At 59.3% G+C, this 21,084-nt stretch carries 24 protein-coding genes and 1 tRNA gene; 11 read left to right on the forward strand and 14 right to left on the reverse strand.

Annotated elements, in window-relative coordinates:
• Positions 1-5 precede the first annotated feature (5 nt).
• Both AC11W3_RS05550 and AC11W3_RS05555 read right to left on the reverse strand, forming a co-directional pair.
• Positions 6-82: transfer RNA gene (locus AC11W3_RS05550), tRNA-Met, on the reverse strand.
• A 196-nt stretch (positions 83-278) separates the two neighbouring features.
• Positions 279-1,052, reverse strand: coding sequence for a hypothetical protein (locus tag AC11W3_RS05555; protein WP_484088670.1), 774 nt, complete (start codon positions 1,050-1,052; stop codon positions 279-281).
• Between the two features lie 439 nt (positions 1,053-1,491).
• Between AC11W3_RS05555 and AC11W3_RS05560 the strand changes: the two genes are divergently transcribed.
• The gene (locus AC11W3_RS05560; RefSeq protein WP_484088671.1) at positions 1,492-2,328 is read left to right on the forward strand and encodes a sulfite exporter TauE/SafE family protein; all 837 of its coding nucleotides are present in this window, start codon (positions 1,492-1,494) and stop codon (positions 2,326-2,328) included.
• Entirely contained in the window at positions 2,319-2,639 is a 321-nt protein-coding gene (locus tag AC11W3_RS05565) for a DUF1634 domain-containing protein (RefSeq protein ID WP_484088672.1), read from the forward strand. The genes AC11W3_RS05560 and AC11W3_RS05565 overlap by 10 nt, the downstream gene beginning before the upstream one ends.
• Before the next feature lie 58 nt (positions 2,640-2,697).
• On the opposite strand, the gene AC11W3_RS05570 is transcribed toward AC11W3_RS05565, so the two are convergent.
• Positions 2,698-2,877, reverse strand: coding sequence for a hypothetical protein (locus AC11W3_RS05570; RefSeq protein WP_484088673.1), 180 nt, complete (start codon positions 2,875-2,877; stop codon positions 2,698-2,700).
• 82 nt (positions 2,878-2,959) lie between these two features.
• The gene (locus AC11W3_RS05575; RefSeq protein ID WP_484088674.1) at positions 2,960-3,397 is read right to left on the reverse strand and encodes a DMT family transporter; all 438 of its coding nucleotides are present in this window, start codon (positions 3,395-3,397) and stop codon (positions 2,960-2,962) included.
• 295 nt (positions 3,398-3,692) lie between these two features.
• Between AC11W3_RS05575 and AC11W3_RS05580 the strand changes: the two genes are divergently transcribed.
• Positions 3,693-4,385: a carbonic anhydrase gene (locus tag AC11W3_RS05580; RefSeq protein WP_484088675.1), complete on the forward strand. Its 693-nt coding sequence runs from the start codon at positions 3,693-3,695 to the stop codon at positions 4,383-4,385.
• Between the two features lie 238 nt (positions 4,386-4,623).
• Here AC11W3_RS05580 and AC11W3_RS05585 read toward each other — a convergent pair whose 3' ends face one another.
• From AC11W3_RS05585 to AC11W3_RS05595, 3 genes are all read right to left on the reverse strand, one after another.
• On the reverse strand, positions 4,624-5,772 hold the full coding sequence (locus tag AC11W3_RS05585) for a pilus assembly protein TadG-related protein (RefSeq protein WP_484088676.1): 1,149 nt from the start codon (positions 5,770-5,772) through the stop codon (positions 4,624-4,626).
• A gap of 118 nt (positions 5,773-5,890) precedes the next feature.
• Positions 5,891-7,198, reverse strand: a complete 1,308-nt coding sequence (locus AC11W3_RS05590) for an L-lactate MFS transporter (protein ID WP_484088677.1) — start codon at positions 7,196-7,198, stop codon at positions 5,891-5,893.
• Between the two features lie 242 nt (positions 7,199-7,440).
• Positions 7,441-7,632, reverse strand: a complete 192-nt coding sequence (locus AC11W3_RS05595) for a hypothetical protein (protein WP_484088678.1) — start codon at positions 7,630-7,632, stop codon at positions 7,441-7,443.
• A 332-nt stretch (positions 7,633-7,964) separates the two neighbouring features.
• Here AC11W3_RS05595 and AC11W3_RS05600 point away from each other — a divergent pair, with 332 nt between their 5' ends.
• A complete protein-coding gene (locus AC11W3_RS05600; RefSeq protein WP_484088679.1) occupies positions 7,965-8,426 on the forward strand; it encodes a hypothetical protein in 462 nt (153 codons plus the stop codon).
• A 227-nt stretch (positions 8,427-8,653) separates the two neighbouring features.
• On the opposite strand, the gene AC11W3_RS05605 is transcribed toward AC11W3_RS05600, so the two are convergent.
• From AC11W3_RS05605 to AC11W3_RS05625, 5 genes are all read right to left on the reverse strand, one after another.
• Positions 8,654-9,283, reverse strand: coding sequence for an acetate uptake transporter (locus AC11W3_RS05605; RefSeq protein ID WP_484088680.1), 630 nt, complete (start codon positions 9,281-9,283; stop codon positions 8,654-8,656).
• A gap of 508 nt (positions 9,284-9,791) precedes the next feature.
• On the reverse strand, positions 9,792-9,995 hold the full coding sequence (locus AC11W3_RS05610; protein WP_484088681.1) for a GSU3473 family protein: 204 nt from the start codon (positions 9,993-9,995) through the stop codon (positions 9,792-9,794).
• Between the two features lie 196 nt (positions 9,996-10,191).
• Positions 10,192-10,794: a YceI family protein gene (locus AC11W3_RS05615; protein WP_484088682.1), complete on the reverse strand. Its 603-nt coding sequence runs from the start codon at positions 10,792-10,794 to the stop codon at positions 10,192-10,194.
• Positions 10,795-10,885: 91 nt separating this feature from the next.
• Complete coding sequence (locus AC11W3_RS05620) at positions 10,886-11,350, reverse strand: MarR family winged helix-turn-helix transcriptional regulator (protein WP_484088683.1); 465 nt, start codon at positions 11,348-11,350, stop codon at positions 10,886-10,888.
• Between the two features lie 77 nt (positions 11,351-11,427).
• Positions 11,428-12,183, reverse strand: a complete 756-nt coding sequence (locus tag AC11W3_RS05625; protein ID WP_484088684.1) for a response regulator — start codon at positions 12,181-12,183, stop codon at positions 11,428-11,430.
• A gap of 203 nt (positions 12,184-12,386) precedes the next feature.
• Here AC11W3_RS05625 and AC11W3_RS05630 point away from each other — a divergent pair, with 203 nt between their 5' ends.
• From AC11W3_RS05630 to metE, 4 genes are all read left to right on the forward strand, one after another.
• Positions 12,387-12,902 carry a Spy/CpxP family protein refolding chaperone gene (locus AC11W3_RS05630; RefSeq protein WP_484088685.1) on the forward strand — a complete coding sequence of 172 codons (516 nt, stop codon included), beginning with the start codon at positions 12,387-12,389 and terminating at the stop codon, positions 12,900-12,902.
• Positions 12,903-13,202: 300 nt separating this feature from the next.
• Positions 13,203-13,646 carry an Hsp20/alpha crystallin family protein gene (locus tag AC11W3_RS05635; protein ID WP_484088686.1) on the forward strand — a complete coding sequence of 148 codons (444 nt, stop codon included), beginning with the start codon at positions 13,203-13,205 and terminating at the stop codon, positions 13,644-13,646.
• A 46-nt stretch (positions 13,647-13,692) separates the two neighbouring features.
• Positions 13,693-14,097, forward strand: coding sequence for an Hsp20/alpha crystallin family protein (locus AC11W3_RS05640; RefSeq protein ID WP_484088687.1), 405 nt, complete (start codon positions 13,693-13,695; stop codon positions 14,095-14,097).
• 334 nt (positions 14,098-14,431) lie between these two features.
• Entirely contained in the window at positions 14,432-16,741 is a 2,310-nt protein-coding gene (gene metE / locus AC11W3_RS05645; RefSeq protein WP_484092623.1) for a 5-methyltetrahydropteroyltriglutamate--homocysteine S-methyltransferase, read from the forward strand.
• Positions 16,742-16,816: 75 nt separating this feature from the next.
• On the opposite strand, the gene AC11W3_RS05650 is transcribed toward metE, so the two are convergent.
• Positions 16,817-17,125 (reverse strand): hypothetical protein, encoded by a 309-nt coding sequence (locus AC11W3_RS05650; RefSeq protein WP_484088689.1) that lies wholly within the window; start codon positions 17,123-17,125, stop codon positions 16,817-16,819.
• 285 nt (positions 17,126-17,410) lie between these two features.
• Here AC11W3_RS05650 and AC11W3_RS05655 point away from each other — a divergent pair, with 285 nt between their 5' ends.
• Positions 17,411-18,964, forward strand: coding sequence for a sensor histidine kinase (locus AC11W3_RS05655; protein WP_484088690.1), 1,554 nt, complete (start codon positions 17,411-17,413; stop codon positions 18,962-18,964).
• Between the two features lie 62 nt (positions 18,965-19,026).
• Here the strand turns inward: AC11W3_RS05655 and AC11W3_RS05660 are convergent, their stop codons facing one another.
• Positions 19,027-19,203, reverse strand: coding sequence for a hypothetical protein (locus tag AC11W3_RS05660; protein WP_484088691.1), 177 nt, complete (start codon positions 19,201-19,203; stop codon positions 19,027-19,029).
• A 273-nt stretch (positions 19,204-19,476) separates the two neighbouring features.
• Between AC11W3_RS05660 and AC11W3_RS05665 the strand changes: the two genes are divergently transcribed.
• A complete protein-coding gene (locus AC11W3_RS05665) occupies positions 19,477-20,634 on the forward strand; it encodes a glycosyltransferase family 4 protein (RefSeq protein WP_484088692.1) in 1,158 nt (385 codons plus the stop codon).
• A gap of 81 nt (positions 20,635-20,715) precedes the next feature.
• Positions 20,716-21,075 carry a DnaJ family domain-containing protein gene (locus AC11W3_RS05670; RefSeq protein WP_484088693.1) on the forward strand — a complete coding sequence of 120 codons (360 nt, stop codon included), beginning with the start codon at positions 20,716-20,718 and terminating at the stop codon, positions 21,073-21,075.
• The last annotated feature ends 9 nt before the right edge of the window (positions 21,076-21,084 follow it).

The following is a 21,084-nucleotide window of genomic DNA, read 5'->3' on the forward strand; positions in this document are numbered from 1 at the left end:
TTCTTTGGTTGCGGGGACAGGATTTGAACCTGTGACCTTCGGGTTATGAGCCCGACGAGCTACCAGACTGCTCCACCCCGCGTCATTGAGTCCCAACTTGTACCACATGCTTTCTTGCCCAGTCAACCTTTTATTTTATGCCAGTGTCGAATGTTCCGTGAGCCTCTGTTTGAACCTCAACGCCAGCCCCACCCTGACCCGCCGTAATTGAAAAAGCCGTACCCTCCGGAAGGGTACGGCTTTGTTAACTGGTGACCTTCTCCTGAACCTGAAGAGAGTTACGGGAAGTTGATGTCGACCTGGGTGGTGAAGGTGTTCCTGCCGGCTACTTTCTGATCATTGTAGATGTCGTAACCGAAGATGACGGAGACGTTCTTGGAAAAGTTCCAGGCGGCACCGAAGTTCAGGGCGCCTACTGCGTTCTTGCCGCCCTGGTAGTCAACGGCCAGCCACAGCTTGTCGGAGATCTCGGTCATGGTGCGGTCCCAGGAGACGAGCACGCCGTCGTTTTCTTTCTTGCCATCCCTGTCGACGAGGACGTCGTCGTTGCCGGTGTAGTAGCCAGCGGAGAGCCTGCCGACGACGGGGAGGGTCCTCGCGGCGAGACCGTAGATGATGTTCTGGTCGGTCCTGAAGGAGCTCTTCTTGCTGCCGTTGGTCCCGATGCCGTAGCTGCCGACTGCCAGGGCCGGAGAGTAGGTGAACATGGAGTCTTCCGGAGTGGCCAGCTTGACGTTGAAGGAGATGGGGTTGCCGTCGTAACCGGAGATGCCGTTGGTGATGTAATCGATGCCGACTTCGGCCTGGACCTTCTCAAAGGGGAGGACGCCTGCGGTCAGTCCGAGGTCATAGACGTTGGGGCGGCTGGAGGTAGCCCCGCCGCCGCCGCTGGAGGTGCGGGTGTAGTTGTCGATGCCAAGATGCAGTGTCTTGTATGCCTGGACATCGGTCGACGGGATCCAGATCTGGGTCGAGGGGGTCGCCATTGCGACACCGGTTGCTGCGATAGTCAGCGCCATTGCCATTGTGAGAATCCTGGAAGTTCTTTTCATTGCTTACTCCTTTGTAATTGATGTTGAGTACGACTCCAAGCTGCTTTGCCCTATCAGCCACCAGTGGCCGAGTCTCCCCCTTTCGATCATTGAAATAAAAAAGGCGCCTCTCACCGAATTGGAGAGGCGCCTTTGCCTGTCTTCCATGGCACAGTGCACTTCTTTGTGCTTCGGTACCTGTGTCGTCCTATAGCAGGAGCTATGCCAGTACGGGCTTTACTTGTAAATGGCGATGAATTGCGGGGTTTATCAAGCATCCTGAATGCACTGTGATAGCAGATGAGGCAAAATGGAGGCAGCCGCGCCTATTGTTTGTGCAGGTCCTTTGGTTGTAGAGCCTCGGCTGTGCCTGTTTTTTAGTTTGTAACGCCGAGGGATAAACGGTAAATTGCTGTCTCACTAGAGCAGAAACATATGATGTGTAATCGGGGCAGTAATAGTGGTTATTAATTTTCTGGAAGTGTTCCTGGTAGGTATCGGTGCCGGGATTGTCGGTTCCATCCTCGGGCTGGGCGGCGGCATCATCATTGTCCCCGCCCTCACGCTCGGCTTCGGCATGTCCATTCGACACGCCGTGGCAGCCTCGACTGTTTCCATCATCGCCACTTCGACCGGGGCGGCGGTGGCCTTTCTCAGGGACCGGCTGACGAACACCAGGGTGGCGATCTGGCTGGAGATGGGGACCTCCATCGGAGCGCTCTCCGGTGCTCTTATCGCCGGCATGATCAACCAGCGACACCTCTTCGTCCTTTTCGGGCTGCTCCTGTCCTACTCGGCCTACAACATGTTCAGGACCAGGAAGAGCGAGCTTCCGGTCGGCGTCGAGCCCGATGCCATCTCCAAGAAGCTGCGGCTGAACGGATCTTATTTCGACAAGGCGCTGGGACACCAGGTGGAGTACCAGGTGACGAGGACGCTCCCCGGGCTGGTAATCATGTACTTCTCGGGAGCTGCCGCAGGTCTCCTCGGCATAGGTGCCGGAATATTCAAGGTGCCGGCCATGGACCAGGTCATGCGGATGCCATTCAAGGCCTCCACCGCGACTTCAAATTTCATGATAGGGGTGACGGCGGCCTCGGGGGCTGTGGTCTACTTCGCCCGGGGCGACGTTGACCCGCTGGTAACGGGCCCTGTCGTGCTCGGCGTACTGCTGGGGGCGATACTGGGGGCGAGGCTCATGATGCACATGAAGGCGAGCCGCATCAGGCTCTTCTTCATACCTGTCATCGCCTACACGGCTGTTCAAATGATCTATCGGGGGATTAAGTGGTGGTGACGCAAGGGGCTGAGGGGAAGAAGGCCGCCGAGGTCGAGGCGATCGAGCTGGTGCTCGCCCGGCTTCTGCGCATCGGATCGATAGTGGCTGCGACTTTGCTCGGCGCCGGCATCGTCGCTATGGTTGTAGGGATGACGAATTTCGCTCCCAAGCTGATGACGGCGGGACTGCTGGTGTTACTCGGCACACCGGCCATGCGGGTGGTGGTGGCGGGCTACATCTTCGTGAAGCAGAAGGATTGGCACTTCGCCCTCTTCTCGCTGGTCGTCATCTGCGCGATGGCGGTCGGGATCTATCTCGGGGAAGGGTAACCAGCTCACGCAAAGACGCTAAGACGCAAAGAAAAACGTAAAGACAGTCTCAGACGGCTCAAATCTCGCTGTCGTCTCTTTTCTCTTCCTCTCTCTTCTTCCCCTGATTCAGTTTCTCGCGCGCCTTGCGCTCCAGCGTCCTCCTGCGGGGACCGCTGACCAGGGTTTCTTCAAGAAAAGCTATCAGGTAGATTCCTGCCAGAAGAATGACGACTACCGCTATAAGTTTTAGCCACATAGGCTGCTAGCTCCGATGCGAGGAGATTGGGATCCCTCGATGATGGGTGGGTGTGTGTTTGTCCAGTTTACCCGTCAGACAATCAGCGCCTGGCGATCAGCGCGACACCCGCGAAGAGGAGCAGGCTCCCGATTATCCGCTTCGGGTCTGCCGGAATGTGTCTTAACCCGAACGCTCCGAAATGATCGAGGAGAATGCCGACGGTGAGCTGTGCGGCGATCGTTGCCGACATCGCAGCCGCGGTGCCGATACGCGGCACGAGAAAGATCGTCATCGAGACGAACAATGCCCCCAAGGCCCCGCCGGTCCATTCCCACCAGGCAGTACCGTCGATCCCTCTGAGACTGAGCCTCCCTGTGGCAGCAATAACAAGGAACAGGACGATGGTGCCGACGGCGAAGGAGATGCAGGCGCTTTCGATGACACCGACCTTCTGGGCCAGGCGCGCATTCACTGAAGGCTGCAGCGCGATGGCGATCCCGGCACAGAACATCATGGCCAGCATGAATAGATTGGTCATACTCCCCCCTCAACTCCCTCAAGCGGCAAGATCACAATCCACCGACAGCTGACTCAGTATCACAGCTGCGAGCTCTATGCAAGAAATCACCTGAGCCGGATGTCTCAGAGCGGAGCCATCAAGGCCTTTCACCCATGCAGGCCCTTAAGTGGGACAGAAGCTCCCTCCGCTTATACTGACAGATCTTTAGAAATATCAGATTAGGCTGGAATAATGCGCGGATTTGTGTGAGAATGTGCCGCTGTTTCTCACTGTGATGGGGATTTCCCCAATTAAATCAAAAGGAGGATCTGTTATGAAGTGCTGCACCGTAGTTGGCAAGTTGGTCATCCTCGCCGCAGGGCTGGCCGCAACGGTCGGGGTCGCCCTGGCATCGAGCACCGGCGCCGGGGTCACCCCGGACGAGGCCCTGCAGAAACTGATGGACGGCAACAAGCGCTATGTCGAGAGCAAGCTCGGCGCCTGCGCCGCGACCGACGCATCGGCCCGCGAGAAGCTGTCCAAAAGTCAGCATCCCTACGCCGTCATCCTCTCCTGCTCGGACTCCCGCGTTCCCCCCGAACTGATCTTCGACAAATCCCTGGGCGAGATATTCGTCATCCGCGTGGCCGGTAACGTCGCAGATCCCATCGTGGTCGGGAGCGTGGAGTACGCCGTGGAACACCTCGGGTCGCCGCTGGTCATGGTGCTCGGCCACGAGCGTTGCGGCGCGGTGACCGCTGCGGTCAACGCGAAGGGCAAGCCGGAAGGTAACATCGGGGCCATCGTAAAGGCCATTGAGCCCTCCTCCAAGAAGGCCAAGAAAGACTGCAAAGGCAAAACCAACGAGGAGATCGTTGAATGCGCCGTTGCGGTCAACACCAAGGCTGTCGCGTCCGATCTGACCAAGAGGTCGAAGCTCCTCGCAGGGGAGCAGAAGCACGGCAAGATCAAGATCATCGCCGCCAAGTATGACCTCGACGACGGCAAGGTCACTTTGCTGCAGTAAGGTGCTACTGCTTATCGCGCGGGATCGAAATCGGATAACTTCTGATTCGACAAGAGGGGCGGGTCTTCGGACCCGCCCCTCTTTAGTCTCGGGCATTAAATCAGGGCTTCCCCCACCCCCTGTCACCCTCCCTCCGGGGGGGGATCAATCTCCCTACGGTGAGAGGGGAAGGCGAATTCACGTCGCCACGGCGGGTGGTGAACGGAGGCCCGCCCCAGGCGGGGGGCTCCGCGTCCCTCTATTGGCCGACGAGGACCGGGTGGAGGCCGGGGAAGAGTATCCTGGCCTTGCTGCCGCAGCCTACACAGGAGATGCGGTCAATGTAGATCCCTTCTTCTCCGGCGGCGCAGGCCGCTGCGGATGCATCCGATGCGGTATGCCCGCAGCCTGGGGGGCCGCTGGCGCAGATCCTGGTGATGCGCACTAGCGAATACTTGGTCACCATGTGCGCCTCGAAGACCTGTCCTGCCTTCACCGCGGCGCAGTCGGTCACGGGGAGTATCGCCCACCACCCGGTCACCTTGCCGCTCTTGTCGAATTCCTTGGTGGCGCTGTCGACCTTCGTGTCATACATCATGGCCTTGATGTCGCGCAGGATGTCGTTGCTTGCCCCGGCGGAGGTGTAGATGGGGCGCCCGCAGACTTCCTGCTGCGGCATTTCCTGGCAAACGAGGTCGGACATGGTGTTGGTGAGGGTGACGGGGTGGAGCAGGGAGGTGTAGAGGAAGCGATCCGCTGACGGCGCCGCATTGCGGGCATTCGCCGGCCCGGAGGTCATCTTTCTTTCCTTGACCGTGCAGACCGCGGGGTAGGTGCAGGCGGCATCACAGGCTTCGGTGCAGATCGCCACGTTGGCCGTCGTCCCTGCCGGGATGGCTGCTATGGCGACCGGGGTCTCGCCGAACGATTCGCTCCCGGTGATCTTGGCCATGAAGCTCCCCAGTGAGCCGAGGCCGACGGAGGCGCTCTCAGCGGTACGCTTGGTGCGGACCTGGATGGCGTTTACCGGTGTCCCGCCGGGGGTGTAGCTGCGGCTGCTTATATTCCAGAAACCGACGGTGATGTCGTTGTCGCCGGTGAAGGCGTTCACGTTGCTGTTGGAGAGCTCCATAAGCGCGGTGGCGGTATGTTTTCCCGAAACCACCTCGATGGCGGCGTTCCGTGCGCCCGGCTGGATCAGGTCGGTGGCTGCCTCGTCGATCCTTGACGGATCGTTCTGCACCTGGAACAGCATCCTCTGCTTTATCGCCTGCGCGCCGGCCAGCGCAGCTGTCTCGGCCGCTGTTTTGAGGTCTTCCTCGCTGACATAGAGGTAGCCTATGTCAATCGCCAGGCCGGTCAACACCAGGAAAACGACCAGCATTATTGTCACATAGGTAGTATCCATTCATTCCCTCGTTGCGTTAGCGTTTTTTCAGGGTGCGTCATATTAACATTATCAGTAAAAAAAGGGCCATGCAGAAATGCATGACCCTCTTTTATCTGAGGCTTGATCGGGTGCGGCATCAGGCAGAGGTGCCGATCTTGACAGCAACCTTCTCGCCTGCCATCTCGGTTGCCTCGACGGTAACGGCTTTCTTCTCACGCAGGAAGAAGGTGAGGATGGTGCCCATCGCGCAGCAGGCGCCGGCCAGGATGAAGGACTTGTTCAGGCCGCCCGGCTGGGCGTTCAGCATTTCCGAGACGCGGCCCATGACCAGACCGCCGACGCCCCAGGCGCTGAAGAGCACGCCGTAGTTGAGGCCGTAGTTCTTGAACCCCCAGTAGTCCTTGGCGAAGGAGGGGAAGAGGGTCAGGTTGGAGCCGTAGTTGAAGCCGATGAAGGAGGCCAGCAGTACCAGCAGTGCTGCGCTGTTGGAGCCGACCACCGGGATGGCTGCGAACATCAGGATAGCCTGGAAAGAGAGCATGATGGTCAGGGTGGCGCGACGTCCGATCTTGTCGGAAACCACACCGGCGACGACGCGGCCGGAGGCGTTGCCGATTGCCATGATGGCGACTGCTACGAAGGCCATGGAGCCCATGCTGTGCTTGGCGAGGCCGGCCACCGAGCCGATGACCATGAGGCCTGCACCGGCGCCGATGAAGAAGGCGACCCAGAGGAGGTAGAACTTGCCGGAGCGGAGCATCTCGCCGACGTTGGCGTCGTAGACAGCCTTCTTGGCGATAGCCTTGCCGGCGTCCCCTTTAGCGATCGGCTCGGCCGGGACGAAGCCCTTGGGCGGATTCACCAGCAGGAAGGAGAGGCCGCAGACGATGACCGCGAAGCCGGCAGCGAGGAAGAACATCGATTTCTGGATTCCGAAGATGCCGAGCAGGTAGCTGGAGAGCGGCGCGATGTAAACCGGCGCCAGACCGAAGCCTGCGACCACTATGCCTGCGATGAGGCCGGTTTTCTTGGAGGAGAACCATTTAAGGGCAGGGGGGGTGGCTGCGGAGTAGCCGAAACCGAAGCCCGAGCCTGCCAAAACGCCGAAGCCGGTTACCCAGGCGGCGTAGCTGTTGGAGTAGCCCATGAGCGAGAATCCGGCCGCCACCAGGATGCCGCCGATCAGCGCGGTACGGGCCGGGCCGATCTTGTCCTGGCACTTGCCGGCGAAGATCATGGAGAAGGCGAAGAAAAGGCAGCACAACGCATAGGGATCATTGATCGACGAGAGGCTCCACTGGAAAGCGTCGGCTCCACCTTTCTCGATGGACGACTTGATTGCGCCCTTGAAGATACTCCAGGCATACAAAACCCCGAGCGCCAGGTTGATTCCCGTTCCGGCCATTACTACCTGCCAGCCCTTGTTAGATGACGTTTGTGCCATGCCTTTATACCTCCACTATTGGATTTGATGACGCTTGCCTATCCTTTAGCAACTTGCATACCAACGTTTTAAGATTTTGTATATCATGTTCCGACGCCTGATTTCAGCTACTTACGCGAGCGCCATTTTAGGGTTATTTCATGCCAGGACCTTTTTGTTTTTGCACAAGAGCAAAATGGCTTGGAGGGGGAAGGGCGGGAAGAGCGATGGCATGCCTTGTAATATCAGCATGTTAATCTCTACTAACCGAACGCGATGCGGCATTTGCACAACTGCAAAATCTCCACCGCACTTTCGCAAAACAGATCAAGATCGTCGCCGCCCGGTACGTCCCCGATGGCGGCAAAGTCACGCCTTGAAATAGGGATGACCACAAGACTGACGTATCGTGCACCCGCAACGAGAAGTCGCCGCTGATCATGGAATATGTCCATGACGAATCCCCTCTGCGCCATATGATGACGATGTTTGGTGACTACACTCGCGACCTCCGTGTCATATCAAAACCATCCAGCGCTGCTTTGACTGAAAGTCTGGAAACAGGAAAAAACTGGCAGCGGAGCAGGTTTCCCCTTGTCAAATGAGGCACATCCAGAGCCGTCGAAGGGGAATGGCAAACTGATGTTGCGCGAGGCTGACTTTCCTGTTAGTATAACGATGATCTATTTTATTGAAGGTCGTAGAAGAAGAGTAACGTCTGTCGAGGCGGTGACGGTCATGGCCGTGGCTTATGGGTGCATTAACGGAGTGACCAAGGAGGGGTACCTTGAAAGAGACAGATCACAGGACCGCTGTAGTGGCGGATGAGAAGAGGGGGCCCATTGCGCTGGTCCCCCTGGTCGGTATTTACATCCTTTCCATGCTCATCACCCTTTCCCACCTTGGCGAGCCGTTTCCTTTCATGGGGAAACTATACCCAGGCGATGCCAGCGAATCGCTTATCTTTGCCGACAGCATCATCTCTTTGTACCTCATTGTCGGGATCCTGAAGCGGCAACGACTCACCCTCTGGCTGCTCATCGCCTACAATTTTGTCGTTAGCTGCAATGGGATCGCCAACCTCCTTCTGCTCCCAGTCCAGCAGATGGTCACAGTTTCGGGGAGCGTCGTCCCTGACTACCACTATCGCCTCAATGCTTTCTGGGTCATGGTTCTGTTCCTGCTGCTGAACCTGTTCCTGTACTTCAACCGGCGCCACTTCGACAATGACTCCATTTACCTGTGGTAGGTGACCGGCCCGACTGGTACTTTCCAGATGCGGCAATAGCAGCAAGTGCTGCGACAGCCATTGCCCCAACAAAAACCGACCGTCTATCCCAGTTCCGACAGTACTCGCGCTGCCGAATGCGCACAAAGAAGAAGGGCCATGGCTGGTTGCCATGGCCCTTCTTCTTTCTACGTTTTGGATCGCTCCCGGACGGCCGCTTCGAGGGATGCGGCTACGGGAGGGAGTATTTATGCAGTAACCTTGTTAGCCGCGAGGCCTTCTTTAGCTTCGGCCCTGTCCTTGATCCACGCCTCGCCGACAGGAAGCTTGATGCCGGATTCGGCATACACCGCGACTGCCATCAGGTACAGCGCGGAGAAAGCGCAAATCAGCAGGTCGTAAGCTGCGAATTTGCCTGCAAGGGCGCTGCCGGTAAATTCTTTCACGTCAAGACCGATGAAGCCAAGGAGCAGGGTGAGGAAGATGAAGGCCAGCGTCGCGTGGTGCTTCATCGACGCGATGAAGAGGATGAAGGTGAAGACGGTCCAGGCTACCAGGAAGAATCCGAGATCGTTTGCGTTGAAAGCAAGGGTCGGATAGGCTTTGACCAACTCGGCGTTCTTTCCGAATATCAACATCAGGCAGAGCGAGACCCAAAAAGCTCCATAACCGGTAAAGGCGCAAAAACCGAAGTTGTTGCCGGTTTTGAATTCCATCAGGCCGGCGATGAGCTGAGCGCTGCCGCCAAAGCAGAGTCCGAGCCAGAGGACGGGGGCGATGCCGCACCATCCCAGGTTATGACATTGCAGCACGAATGTCGTCATTCCGAAACCAGCGAGGCCGACTACCGCAGGATTTCCCAATTTCAAGTCACTCATTTCTTCCTCCTTATCACTTTAGTCTTTTCATTTCGCTTCTGCGTTACCCAGTAGCAACTTGCATACCAATGTTATATGATTTTGTATTCGCAAAAATATCGTCTTATTTCAAGATGTTATCTTCAGTCACACAAGGACCCCTACATCGCAACCGCTACCGGTTTTGCAGCATTGCAAAATATCCCCCTTCGGCGTTTCTCCATGGGAAGGGGGAAGGGACGATAAACCCGCTATTTAAGGGTATGCGGGGCGACCCGGTATACGTTTCGCAGAAATGCAAAAAAGCGGTTTTGCAGATGTGAAAAAAGTCATCTGCGCCCATGGTGAGGCGCCGTTGGCAGGCGTTGCGAAGATTGGTAGGGCGGAAATCGGGAGTGGAATCGCGTGCGGGAATTGTTGCGAGGCGCAGAGGCATAGAAACAGCTACCCTCTTCACCTTGTTCGCCGTATCAGACAAGGCCGGTCCCCAGAGGAACCGGCCTTCGCGATAATCTGTTAAAACTGCCGTTTAGCAGAAGCCGACATTGCCCCTGCGCTCGGGGCCGCGATATTTCCTCCCCCCCATTCCCCTGACCGGGTCCACTCCGACACGGACCGACTCGCCGTCACTGCGCAGGAAGGATTGAATGGCGGCCTCCTCGATCAGCCTTTGAAGTTCCTCTGCCTTTACCAAGCCGCGCCTTTGATCTGGATAAACAACCGGAATTTTCATAGCACCCCCTGTCAACGCGTCAGTGTCACGACGCAGGAAATTCTAGCAGTATAGCTGGTGATGGCAAGGGTCGGGGAGAGGAAAAGCTGCTTTCTGAGGGGCTCTAGATGTATTAAAGAGAATGTGGGTAAGATCGGACCGCAAAACAACCCCGTCTGCCACCTGTGCCGGCAGGCGGGGTTGTCGATTGTTTCAGCTACTTCCTGGTCATCTCGATGTCGAGCGTGATCAGTACCTCGTCGGCGACAGCCACTCCGCCGGTCTCAAGGGTCGAGTTCCACACCAGCCCGAAATCCTTGCGGCTTATCTTGGCGGTGGCGGAAGCGCCCCTCCTGAGGTTGCCCCAGGGGTCCTTGGAGACGCCGCTCAGGTTCTCCACGTCGAGCACCACCTCCCTGGTTATGCCGTGAAGGGTCAAAAGCCCTGCCACCTTCAGCTTGTTCTTGCCGGCCTTCTGCACCTTTTTGGAGACGAAGGTCATGGCGGGGTATTTGGCCACGTCGAGGAAGTCTCCGCTCTTAAGATGATCGTCCCGCTTGGCCACTCCGGTGTTGACCGAGGCGGTGTCGATGTTCACCGCGACCTTGGATTTGGTCACGTCCTTGTTGTCGAGGTCGACTACGCCGCTGAACTTGCTGAAGTCCCCTTTGACGTTGGAGACCATCATGTGACGTACCTTGAAGCCGACGCTGGAATGGTCCTGGTCGATCTGCCAGCTCTCGGCCAGGGCGAGTGCCGGCAGGGTCAGGGTGACAGCTGCTGCTATCAATGTGATCAGGTTTTTTATGGTTGATTTCATGTCGCTACTCCTTTGGGTGATTTAAGTTGTGCTGCCCGAAACTGGCGTTAAAGATTGAGCCGTTTGACGTCAAACTGTATGTGCAAAAAAATTACCCCTTCCCGCCACCTCCTTGTTTCAGGCCAAGCTTGCGACACAAGCGGCCCAACTCCTCCTGCTCCTCATCGGTCAAGACCTCCATCTGGGCAAGAATCGCTGCAGCCTGCCGCGGGAAGATGGCGCTGATCAGCTTTAGCCCTTCGTCGGTCAGGTGGATGGTGATGAAGCGGCGGTCCTCGGAGTCACGCTCGCGCTGGACCAGCTGGCGCTTCTCGAGGTTGTCGATGACCATGGTGATGTTGCCGGTGCTCTTGAGGATCTTTTTCGCAAGGTCTCGCTGGCAGAGAGGGCCTCCGTGGAAGAGGGCCTCCAGCACGCCGAACTGGCTGACCGTGAGCCCTGCCTCCAGGTAGTTCTGGCAGGTCCTGGCGTTCACCGCCTCGGTGCTCCTCACCAACTTGATGTAGGTGTCGAGAGCGCGGACCTCTTTTTCGTTCCCTTTGTATTTTGTTCCCATTTGATTCACCGTGTATTGATTTGATATCAAACTATATCTTCACGCGCGGAGTGTCAAGGAGAAATTTTAAGGAAAATTCAGTCGAAGGGGGCGGGAGTGTTGAAGCGGGCCAAGCTGACCAGGCGGGAGACGGGGGAGCTTTCGAGAAGACGATAGCTCGCGCCTTTGGCGGTGATGAAGGCGACGCCGACTCCCGAGTGCATGCCGCGCGCATCGGGGGAGCAGACCCTGACGACTTTTCCCCTGAGCCGCAGCGGAGGTCCCCCAACGGACGGCAGGGAGAACGAGAGCTCCACCAACGCCCCTGGATCGAGGGTCTCATCGGGCTCCACGAAGGCCCCGGTTCTGCTTAGATCTACGATCGCGCCGGAAAATTCACGTTTCCCGGTCGTGATCACCACCGGGGTCAGTAGTTGGACCCGCCTTTCCCGCCTTTCGATCACGGGAATGAAGGAGGTCACGGCATCGAGGAAGATCCCGGCATCCAGGGGCTTCCTGACGAGGGCATCGCAACCGGCCGCGCGGCAGGCCTCTGCATTGTCAGAGCAGTTGGGGACCGTGATGATGACAGGGATCTGGCGATGCCGGGCGTTTTGCTTCAAGGCCTTGCAGCAGGCGATACCGTCGAGCCTCGGCATGTTAGCGTCCATCACTATCAGGTCGGGCCGGAATTGATCTACCAGACGCAGAGCTTCCTGACCGTCGGCGGCAGTGGCAATTTCCACCGGCAGGGAGCGCAGCATGTTTTTCTGGATCTCCAGGAACATCCCTATGTCGTCAACCAGCAAGATCTTCGGGATTATCTGCTCGGTGGTGGTAGTGCCTGGCGCCATCGAAAAGAACCTGTCAGAGGAGTTTGATAACACGACGTGCGTCAGTATACATTATGCGTGGTCAATGTGAACAAAATAATTGCTTTGCTTTCATCTATTGCCATTTCCTTCATTCTTCCATATTGCATTCACAATTAAGCGGTAAGTTCTGATCATCAAATAGAGGCGGGCCCCAAGTGGCAGCGCCGAAAAGGAGAATGAAGATGAGAAGACAGCTAAGACCGATAGCACTTTTTGCCTGCATCGCCGCAACCACAGCCTTCGGCAGCCAGATAGCTGCTGCCAGCAACGCTTCGCCCGACAAAGATCCCGGGGTGAAATGCGGTGAGCAGCATAACCGGCGCGGGCACCACAGGGGCGACTTCCTGAAGAAGATGTCCAAGGAGCTGGGGCTCTCCAGCCAGCAGCAGAGCCAGGCCAAGGCCATCCTGGAAAGCAGCCGGGCCCAGAACAAGCCGCTCTTCCAGACCATGATGAGCGAAAGACGCGAGCTCCGTTCCCTGATCATGTCCGGCACCGCCGATGAATCGGCCATCCGCGCCCAGTCGGCCAAAGTCGCCGCCGCCCAGGCGGACCTCGCGGTGAAGAGGGCACAGGAGGCGAAACAGCTCCAGGCCCTGCTGACCCCTGATCAGTTGACCAAGCTGAAAACCCTCATGGATAAGCGCGAGAAAAAGTTCAGGAACTTCAGAAACGGCGAAGAGGCGCCGATGATGTAAGAGCCACACCCTCCCCTTCGGTAACAGGAGGGGAGGGGTGCTCTTCTCTCAGTCTCACCGGCAACGCCTCGCTGACTTCATCTCCTCACCGTCGATTCTCCCGGCTGGAACGCTCTTTGGGTGATGTGGCGTATCCGGAACGGGGGCGCGTCTCCTGGATCTCCCTGCTAAAAAAACTTCCGCCCCGTTCGGCCATGGCGGCACCTCCGTCCCTTCCCGCCGTCTGTCCCCCCCCTTGACTTTGGTAAAAGAATTATTATGTTTCCGGCAGAAGGACCAAACGAAAGGAGGTAACCAAAAATGGCGAGCTGGAGCATTTTCAATGAGCTGGACACTTTGAGGAGAGAGATAGATGAGGCTTTCCGCGGAGCAGGGGTTGCCCGTCCGTTGGCCACCACCTTTCTCTCCCCGACCTCGGCCCGGCGCTTCCCGCTGCTCAACCTGAGCGAGGACGAGGAGCGGGTCTATATCGAGGCGCTGGTCCCCGGAGTCGATCCCAAGGAACTGCAGCTTTCCCTATTGCGCGGCGCCCTGACCATCAGCGGAGAGAGAAAGCTCCCCGTGGAGAAGGGGCTGCTGCATCGAAGCGAGCTCGGCTTCGGCAAGTTCACCCGCACCGTCGACCTTCCCGCCGACATCAACCCCGACAAGACCGCCGCCGAGTACAAGGACGGCGTCATGCGCATCACCATGGCCAAGTCGGAGCATGCTAAACCGCGGAAGATCGAGATCAGGCAGAGCTGATTCGGATAACAATCGTTCGAAAACGAAAATGATAGGAGGAAAAGTCATGGCAGCGAGCGGTTTGACCACGCGTGAGCAGGAAATGAGTACCCAGAACAGGGAGGAGACGCGGGCACCGGAAAGGTTCCTGAGACCCGCGGTGAATATAACGGAGGAAGAAAACGGGCTGTTGCTGATAGCCGATCTGCCGGGAGCGAGCAAGCAGTCGCTGGACATCCATGTCGAGAAGGGGGTGCTGACCATCAACGCTCCGGTCTCGCAGGAGACGCCGGGGCGCCCGGTTTACAGCGAGTTCGAGTGGGCGCCGTACTACCGTCAGTTCCAGATCCCCGACGTGATCGATCAGGCGGCGGTGAAGGCCGAGTTCAACAACGGTGTCCTCACCCTTCATCTGCCGAAGGCCGAGGCGGCGAAGCCTCGCCGCATCGAGGTCTCCATCGCCGAGGAATGACCCTGTCCCTGGCGCCACCGGTGCCCCTTCCGCTCGGGGAGGGGCACCGGCACTTCCGGTTTCCGAGCGTTCCCGTCGCGAAAATCCTGGCCTTTCAGGCTGCCGGCTCAGCCCCCGCTCTTTCATCCAGCCTCAGGTGTTGGCTCTTCAACCTCTCGTCGCCCCGTCTTTGCTCCACCTCGTTGTAAATACCCGCCCTTAGGCTACAATCAACCGCAGCAGATCGGCCCATTCAAGCGGCGGAGCCTCGCGCCTTTGCCGCCCTTTCACAGATCCCGTAACCTTGGCTAAACCTGCTTCGACAGCTCGAAATCATCATTCATTGGAGGTAGTGATGCGGACCCACAACCTTGGTTATCCCCGCATTGGCGGCCGCCGGGAACTAAAGACGGCGTGCGAACGGTACTGGGCAGGGCAATCCGATCTGAAAGAGCTGACCGCGGTGGGGGAGAGGCTCAGGCGCGCACACTGGCAGGCCCAGCAGCAGGTCGGAATCGATCTCATCCCCTGCAACGACTTCTCCTTCTACGACCAGGTGCTGGACATGACGCTGGCCCTCGGTGCCATCCCCCCGCGCTACCAGCAACTGGGGGAGAGCTCCGGCCTGGAACTCTACTTCACCATGGCCCGCGGGTGCCAGCAGGAAGGGGTCGACATAATCGCCATGGAGATGACCAAGTGGTTCGACACCAACTACCACTACCTCGTTCCCGAGTTCCGCCGGTCCCAGGGCTTCGCGCTCGATCCCTCCAAGGTGGTGGGAGAACTGGCCGAGGCCAGGAAGCTGGGGATCACCGCAAAGCCGGTGTTGATCGGCCCGGTGAGCTATCTTCTGCTGGGAAAGGAAAAGGAGAGAGGCTTCCATCGGCTGGATCTCCTTAAGGCCCTGCTGCCGGCTTACCTCGAGCTGCTGCAGGAGCTCAAGAGAGCCGGGGCGGAATTCGTCCAGATCGATGAGCCTTTCCTGGCGCTGGATCTGGATGACCAGGCGCGCGATTGCTACCGGCGGGCCTATGCCATGATCGCCGAAGCCGTGCCGGAACTGAAGGTCATTCTCGCCACCTATTTCGAGGGTCTCCGGGAAAATACCCGGCTGGCGGTGGGCCTCCCCGTCCACGCACTGCACCTGGACCTGGTCAGGGCCCCGGACCAGTTGGACCAGGTACTGGCGGAGCTGCCGCCGCGGCTAGGCCTTTCCCTTGGCCTGGTCAACGGTCGCAACATCTGGAAGAACGACCTGTCGCGGTCGCTGGCGCTGGCAAAGCGGGCAGTCAAGGCCATCGGAGGGGACCGTCTGCTGGTCGCCCCCTCCTGCTCCCTGCTCCATGTCCCCTACGACTGCCAGCTCGAAGACGAGGCCGGCGTCCTCCCCGGCGAGGTAAGGCCGTGGCTCGCTTTTGCCCGGCAGAAGCTCGACGAGGTCAAGGCCATCGCCTCACTGGCGGGGGGGGAGGATCACGAGGGTCTCCTGGCGGAAAACGCGAGGGATATCGAAAGCCGGAGAAACTCCGCCCTGATCCACAAGCCCGGCGTCAAGGCCCGCGCGGAGGCGGTGGCGCCGCAGGACCTGCAGCGGCAGAGTCCTTTCCCGCAGCGGCGGGAAAAACAGCAGCAGGCGCTGAAGCTCCCCCTCTTCCCCACTACCACCATCGGGTCCTTCCCGCAGACCGCCGAGATCAGGAGGGTCCGTTCGCAGCTCAGCCAGGGGAAGATCACCCAGCAGGAGTATGACGCCGCCATCGAGAGGGAGATCGAGCAGGCCATCCGCTTCCAGGAAGAGATCGGCATGGACGTGCTGGTGCACGGGGAATTCGAACGAAACGACATGGTGCAGTACTTCGGCGAGCAGCTGGAAGGGTGCTGCTTCACCCAGAACGGATGGGTGCAGAGCTTCGGGTCCCGCTGCGTCAGGCCACCCCTCATCTACGGGGACGTCGAGCGCAAGGGGCCGATGACGGTGCGCTGGAGCACCTTCGCGCGGTCGCTCACCGACAGGCCGGTCAAGGGGATGCTGACTGGCCCCGTCACCATCCTGCAGTGGTCCTTCGTGCGGGACGACCAGCCCCGGCGCGACACGGCGAAGCAGATCGCCCTGGCCATAAGGGACGAGGTGCGTGACCTGGAGGACGGGGGGCTGCCGGTGATCCAGATCGACGAGCCGGCCTTCCGCGAGGGACTGCCGCTGAGGGCGAGCGACCGGGAAGAGTATCTGCGCTGGGCGGTCGATTCCTTCCGTCTGGCTACCTCCGCGGTGCGTGACGAGACCCAGATCCACACCCACATGTGCTACTCCGAGTTCAACGACATCATCGCCAACATCGCCGCCCTCGACGCCGACGTCATCACCATCGAGACCTCGCGGTCCCAGATGGAGCTACTTGAGGCCTTCACCAGCTTCAGCTACCCCAATGACATCGGCCCCGGGGTCTACGACATCCACTCTCCCCGCATCCCGGCCTGCCAGGAGATGTACGACCTGCTGGAGCGCGCGCTCCAGTCGGTGCCCAGGGCGCGCCTCTGGGTGAATCCCGACTGCGGGCTGAAGACGCGCGGATGGCCGGAGACCAGGGCGGCGCTGGCCAACATGATCTACGCCGCCCGTGCCCTGCGCGAGATGGCGGGGCAGGGCACGCCTCCGGCTTAGCAGGGGAATTATCGAACCCCGTCCGGTCTGTTGCCGGGCGGGGGAGGAGAAGGAGGGGGATGGGAGGGGAGAAGTTCAGGAGGTGCGTTCGATCCTCTCGGTGACCGCCTGGATGATCATCTCGGCCTCGGAGGTGGTCAACCCCACACCGGGCTTGTTGCCCATCCAGTGGGTGATCTCCTCCTTCGGATCGGTCAGGGGCTGCGGCAGCGAGGGGCCGTTGATCCTCTTGCCGTTTACGTAGAGCATGGCCTTGTACTCACCCTGGTGCCTCACCAGGGCAAAGGTAGCGTAAGCTCCGTTGGAAAGAACCTTGTGCAGGAGCTCTTTCTCGATGATCGGCTCACTGTCGGAATATAGCTGGTACCACTTGAGGTTCGACATAGCCATCTCCCTGAGGCAAAGCGTCCAGACTCAAAGGTTGTCATTGGTTGATGGAAACTGTTTTTCAAGCAGTTGTCGGTATGCACTATTATAACGTTAATCCCGCCTCAACGCCAAGTTCCACAGCCCAGGTTGCTGTCCTTGCCGCTTCCTCCCGGAGGATCCGCCTGCGGGGTCTGTTTGTAAAAGAAGAAGGGAAGGAATATAATCATCGCTGGAACGGGGCCTTGACCCTGAGCAGTGGAGTGAGTTGCCGGATCAGTGAAGCCGTGACAGGTAGAACCGATGGCCAATAGAGATGACAACACCCATAGTGATCCCGCGCCGGGAGGGTCGCCCGGTCCGCTGCAGCCGGCAGACGAGCAGTTCCGCGTCATGGTGCAGCAGATCAGGGACTACGCCGTCTTCATGCTGGATCCCGAGGGCTACATCAGGTCCTGGAACCTCGGTGCCGAACTGATCAAGGGCTACACGGCCGATGAGGTCATCGGAAAGCACTTCTCCATCCTCTATCCGGCAGAGGAGATCGGGACCGGGAAACCCGCCAGAGAGCTGCAGATGGCCAAGGCTGGCGGGGGCGTTGACCTGGAGGAGTGGCGCCTGCGCAAGGACGGCAGCCGTTTCTGGGCCTCCATCACCATCACCCCCTTGTACGATGCAAAAGGCGCACACCTCGGCTTCTGCAAGATCACCCGTGACGCCGGCGACAGGCGGAGTATGGAAGAAACCCTGCGCAGGAGCCGCGGCGTTTTCGAGAAGCTTTTCGAGAAATCCCCCGACGCCATCGTGGTGGTCGACGACAACGGCGTCATCCGCAAGGTGAACCAGCAGACGGAGATCCTCTTCGGCTACCTGCGCGACGAACTGATGGGAATCGAGGTGGAGCGGCTCATGCCGGAGCGTTACCGGGAGCGCCACCGCCAGCACCTGAAGGGATATTTCCAGGACCCGCGGGCAAGGAAGATGGGGATCGGGCTGGAACTCTACGGCCTCAACCGCGAGGGGCGCGAGATTCCGGTCGACATCATGCTCGCCCCCATGGACGCGGCGGAAGGGAGCTGGGCATTCGCCGTCATCAGGGACATCTCCCGGCAAAAACAGAGCGAGGCGGAAATCAATAACCTCAATGCTGCGCTGAAGACGCAGATCGAGCAGCTGGAGGCGACCAACCGCGAGCTGGAGTCGTTCAGCTATTCGGTCTCCCATGATCTCCGTGCGCCGCTGCGCCACGTCAGCGGCTTCGTCGATCTCCTCAACGCACGCGCCTCGGCGGAGCTGGATGACAAGAGCCGGCACTACCTGGAGGTGATAAGCGAGGCCGCCGACAAGATGGGGCATCTGATCGACGACCTGCTGGCCTTTTCCCGGATGGGGCGGGCCGAGATCATGAGGACCCGGGTTGACTTCGGACTGCTGGTCAGGGGGATAGTGAAGGAGGTCGCGGAAGAGGCCAAGGGTAGAGACATCGAATGGGTGATCGGTGCGCTCCCCGAGGTGGTGGGGGACTCGGCCATGCTGCGGCAGGTGATCTACAACCTGCTGGCCAACGCCGTCAAGTTCACCCGTGACCGCGGCAGCGCCCGCATCGAGGTCGGGGCCCTGGAACAGGAAACAGAGACCTTCTTCTTTGTCAGGGATAACGGGGTCGGTTTCGACGCGGCCTACGGTAAAAAGCTCTTCGGGCTGTTCCAGCGGCTGCACAGGACGGAGGAGTTCGAGGGGACCGGGGTGGGGCTGGCCATAGTGCAACGGATTATCGCGCGCCATGGTGGCAGGGTTTGGGCCGAGGGCGCTCTGGATGAGGGAGCCACTTTCTGGTTCTCGCTACCCAAGCGGTGAGAGATCATCCCCGCCTGAGCCGGTAGCTCGATTCCGCTTCGTCGTCGGTTTCGTCGGCGTCGTCAAAGCTTGTTCCTGAGGGTGTCCTTCAGTTCCAGAAGAGCCAGGGTCTCTATGTAGCTTCCGAGGAAGTCGATATTCTTGAAGGCGATGCCCTCGCCGAAATAGTCGTCGATTTCATGGATCGCCTGCTTCATCAGTTTTTGCGCGGGGCTGAGTTTAGCTATCTCCGGATTCATCTTCGGCTCCTCCTTTCCCGTGTTTTTTGCCTGCTTATAGTTATATCAGAGGGACGGGTGAAATAAAAGATCCGGCTCCGCAAGCTTTCGCCACCGGATGGCGGCCATGCCGGCGCTAGGTACTGTCAGAGATTTCCCCTGCATTTTGTCTTTGCCAATCGGCCCCCTATCGCGGTACTCTGCAGCGCAGCCGCTCTCTCTGGGCAAAAGCGGCAGTGACTGCATCACCTGGCGTTATCTCTCATTGCAGCACGCGCCAATGACAAGGGTGCCATGAAAATCCTTTTCGTCTCACTTTTTCTCCCCCAGGAAAAGGCCTACCACGCGGGGGGGCGTTACGTCTTCGAGCTCCTGCGCCGGCTTTCGTCCCGCCACGAGATCCATCTGGCCACCAGGGTCGAGGAGGGTGAGCTTTCCTACCTTCCCGTGCTGGCGGAATTCTGCACCTCCGTCCATCCCTTCACCTATCCACAGGTGGTCAAACGGGATCTTGCAGGTGCCGCCCGTCTCATCGCCAACTACCTGGCCTTCAGCCGCTTCGCCGACCGCCTCGTGAAGGAGGGGAACTACGACCTGGTGCAGGTCGAGTGGGTGGAGACCGCGATCATGATCAGGCGGGGCGAGACCCCGATGGTGCTGGACGCTCACGACGTGATCACCAAGCCGGCTGAGCGTTCGTTCCAGCGCAGCCGGGGGGTAAGCCGGCTGCTCCATTGGGGCAAGTTGCAGGCGGTGAAGTCCGCGGAGAAATGCATCATGTCCCGCTTCGACCGCATCTTCACCCTCTCCGACTTCGACCGCCGATACCTGCAGGATATCGCTCCCGCGCTGCCGGTGGCCACCATCCCCATCCCCGCGGGACTCGACCTGAAGCCGACCAGCTATCCACGGGTGAGGCAGAGGCTCCTCTTTCTGGCTTCCTACAAGTACCGGCCCAACAACGTCGAGGCGGCGCTGTGGTTCCACAGCCGGGTGCTGCCGCTGGTGCGTGATGAGTTTCCGGAAGCCGAGTTCGTGATCGCCGGCTTCGGCCCGCCGGAGCAGCTGACCAGGCTGGCCGAGCTCGATCCCGGCACCGTCGTCACCGGATTCGTCGACGACACCGACGAACTCTACAAGACCGCCGCCGTCTTCGTGGCCCCGATCCTGACCGGTGGAGGGATCATCGTCAAGGTCCTCGACGCGCTGGCCGCGGGCACTCCGGTGGTCACGACGACCTTCGGAAACGAAGGTATCGAGGCCGCGCCGGGGAACGACCTCCTCGTTGCCGATACCCCGAAGGCCTTTGCCGACGCAGTTATCGCCCTGCTGCGGGACGAAACAGCAGCCGAGAGGCTGGGGGAGAACGGGAGGCGGTACGTCATCAGCCGCTTCAGCCTCGATGCGGTGTTGGCCCGTATGGAAAAGGCTTACCTGGAGGTGAGCAGGTGATTTTGCCTCTTGCCGCGAGCAAGCTCCGCCCGGTGTTGACTTCATTGGGGGCGTTTTGCGATCATAACCATTATGGACATCATGGCAACGATAGCAGAGCGGAAGATCAAGGAAGCCATGGAACGCGGGGAGTTCGATAACCTGCCGGGGAAGGGGAAGCCGATCGTGCAGGAAGACCTGTCAGGCATCCCTGAAGAACTCCGCATGGCCTACAAGATCCTGAAGAATGCGGGATGCGTTCCGCCGGAAGTGGAGCTGACCAATGAGGTGGCCGCGCTGCGGCGGCTCGTGCTGGAGATGGAAGAGGGGGATGACAAGAAGCGCAGGGTCCGCGAATTGAATTTCAAGCTGATGAAGCTGGAGATGATGCGCAAGCGCCCGGTCTCCCTCGATGTACTCGCTCAGTACGAGGGCAAGCTTCTCGACAAGATCGACCGCTAGGATCGAAGA

The organism is Geomonas sp., assembly GCF_056994735.1.

Coding starts and splice junctions, on each gene's coding strand:
- AC11W3_RS05570 (WP_484088673.1), bottom strand. CDS start 2,877: ATGTGGCTAAAACTTATAGCGGTAGTCGTCATTCTTCTGGCAGGAATC.
- AC11W3_RS05665 (WP_484088692.1), top strand. CDS start 19,477: ATGAAAATCCTTTTCGTCTCACTTTTTCTCCCCCAGGAAAAGGCCTAC.
- AC11W3_RS05610 (WP_484088681.1), bottom strand. CDS start 9,995: ATGAAAATTCCGGTTGTTTATCCAGATCAAAGGCGCGGCTTGGTAAAG.
- AC11W3_RS05660 (WP_484088691.1), bottom strand. CDS start 19,203: ATGAATCCGGAGATAGCTAAACTCAGCCCCGCGCAAAAACTGATGAAG.
- AC11W3_RS05635 (WP_484088686.1), top strand. CDS start 13,203: ATGGCGAGCTGGAGCATTTTCAATGAGCTGGACACTTTGAGGAGAGAG.
- AC11W3_RS05620 (WP_484088683.1), bottom strand. CDS start 11,350: ATGGGAACAAAATACAAAGGGAACGAAAAAGAGGTCCGCGCTCTCGAC.
- AC11W3_RS05595 (WP_484088678.1), bottom strand. CDS start 7,632: ATGGACATATTCCATGATCAGCGGCGACTTCTCGTTGCGGGTGCACGA.
- AC11W3_RS05585 (WP_484088676.1), bottom strand. CDS start 5,772: ATGGATACTACCTATGTGACAATAATGCTGGTCGTTTTCCTGGTGTTG.
- AC11W3_RS05580 (WP_484088675.1), top strand. CDS start 3,693: ATGAAGTGCTGCACCGTAGTTGGCAAGTTGGTCATCCTCGCCGCAGGG.
- AC11W3_RS05555 (WP_484088670.1), bottom strand. CDS start 1,052: ATGAAAAGAACTTCCAGGATTCTCACAATGGCAATGGCGCTGACTATC.
- AC11W3_RS05575 (WP_484088674.1), bottom strand. CDS start 3,397: ATGACCAATCTATTCATGCTGGCCATGATGTTCTGTGCCGGGATCGCC.
- AC11W3_RS05615 (WP_484088682.1), bottom strand. CDS start 10,794: ATGAAATCAACCATAAAAAACCTGATCACATTGATAGCAGCAGCTGTC.
- AC11W3_RS05670 (WP_484088693.1), top strand. CDS start 20,716: ATGGCAACGATAGCAGAGCGGAAGATCAAGGAAGCCATGGAACGCGGG.
- AC11W3_RS05605 (WP_484088680.1), bottom strand. CDS start 9,283: ATGAGTGACTTGAAATTGGGAAATCCTGCGGTAGTCGGCCTCGCTGGT.
- AC11W3_RS05650 (WP_484088689.1), bottom strand. CDS start 17,125: ATGTCGAACCTCAAGTGGTACCAGCTATATTCCGACAGTGAGCCGATC.
- AC11W3_RS05625 (WP_484088684.1), bottom strand. CDS start 12,183: ATGGCGCCAGGCACTACCACCACCGAGCAGATAATCCCGAAGATCTTG.
- AC11W3_RS05630 (WP_484088685.1), top strand. CDS start 12,387: ATGAGAAGACAGCTAAGACCGATAGCACTTTTTGCCTGCATCGCCGCA.
- AC11W3_RS05640 (WP_484088687.1), top strand. CDS start 13,693: ATGGCAGCGAGCGGTTTGACCACGCGTGAGCAGGAAATGAGTACCCAG.
- AC11W3_RS05655 (WP_484088690.1), top strand. CDS start 17,411: ATGGCCAATAGAGATGACAACACCCATAGTGATCCCGCGCCGGGAGGG.
- AC11W3_RS05590 (WP_484088677.1), bottom strand. CDS start 7,198: ATGGCACAAACGTCATCTAACAAGGGCTGGCAGGTAGTAATGGCCGGA.
- metE (WP_484092623.1), top strand. CDS start 14,432: ATGCGGACCCACAACCTTGGTTATCCCCGCATTGGCGGCCGCCGGGAA.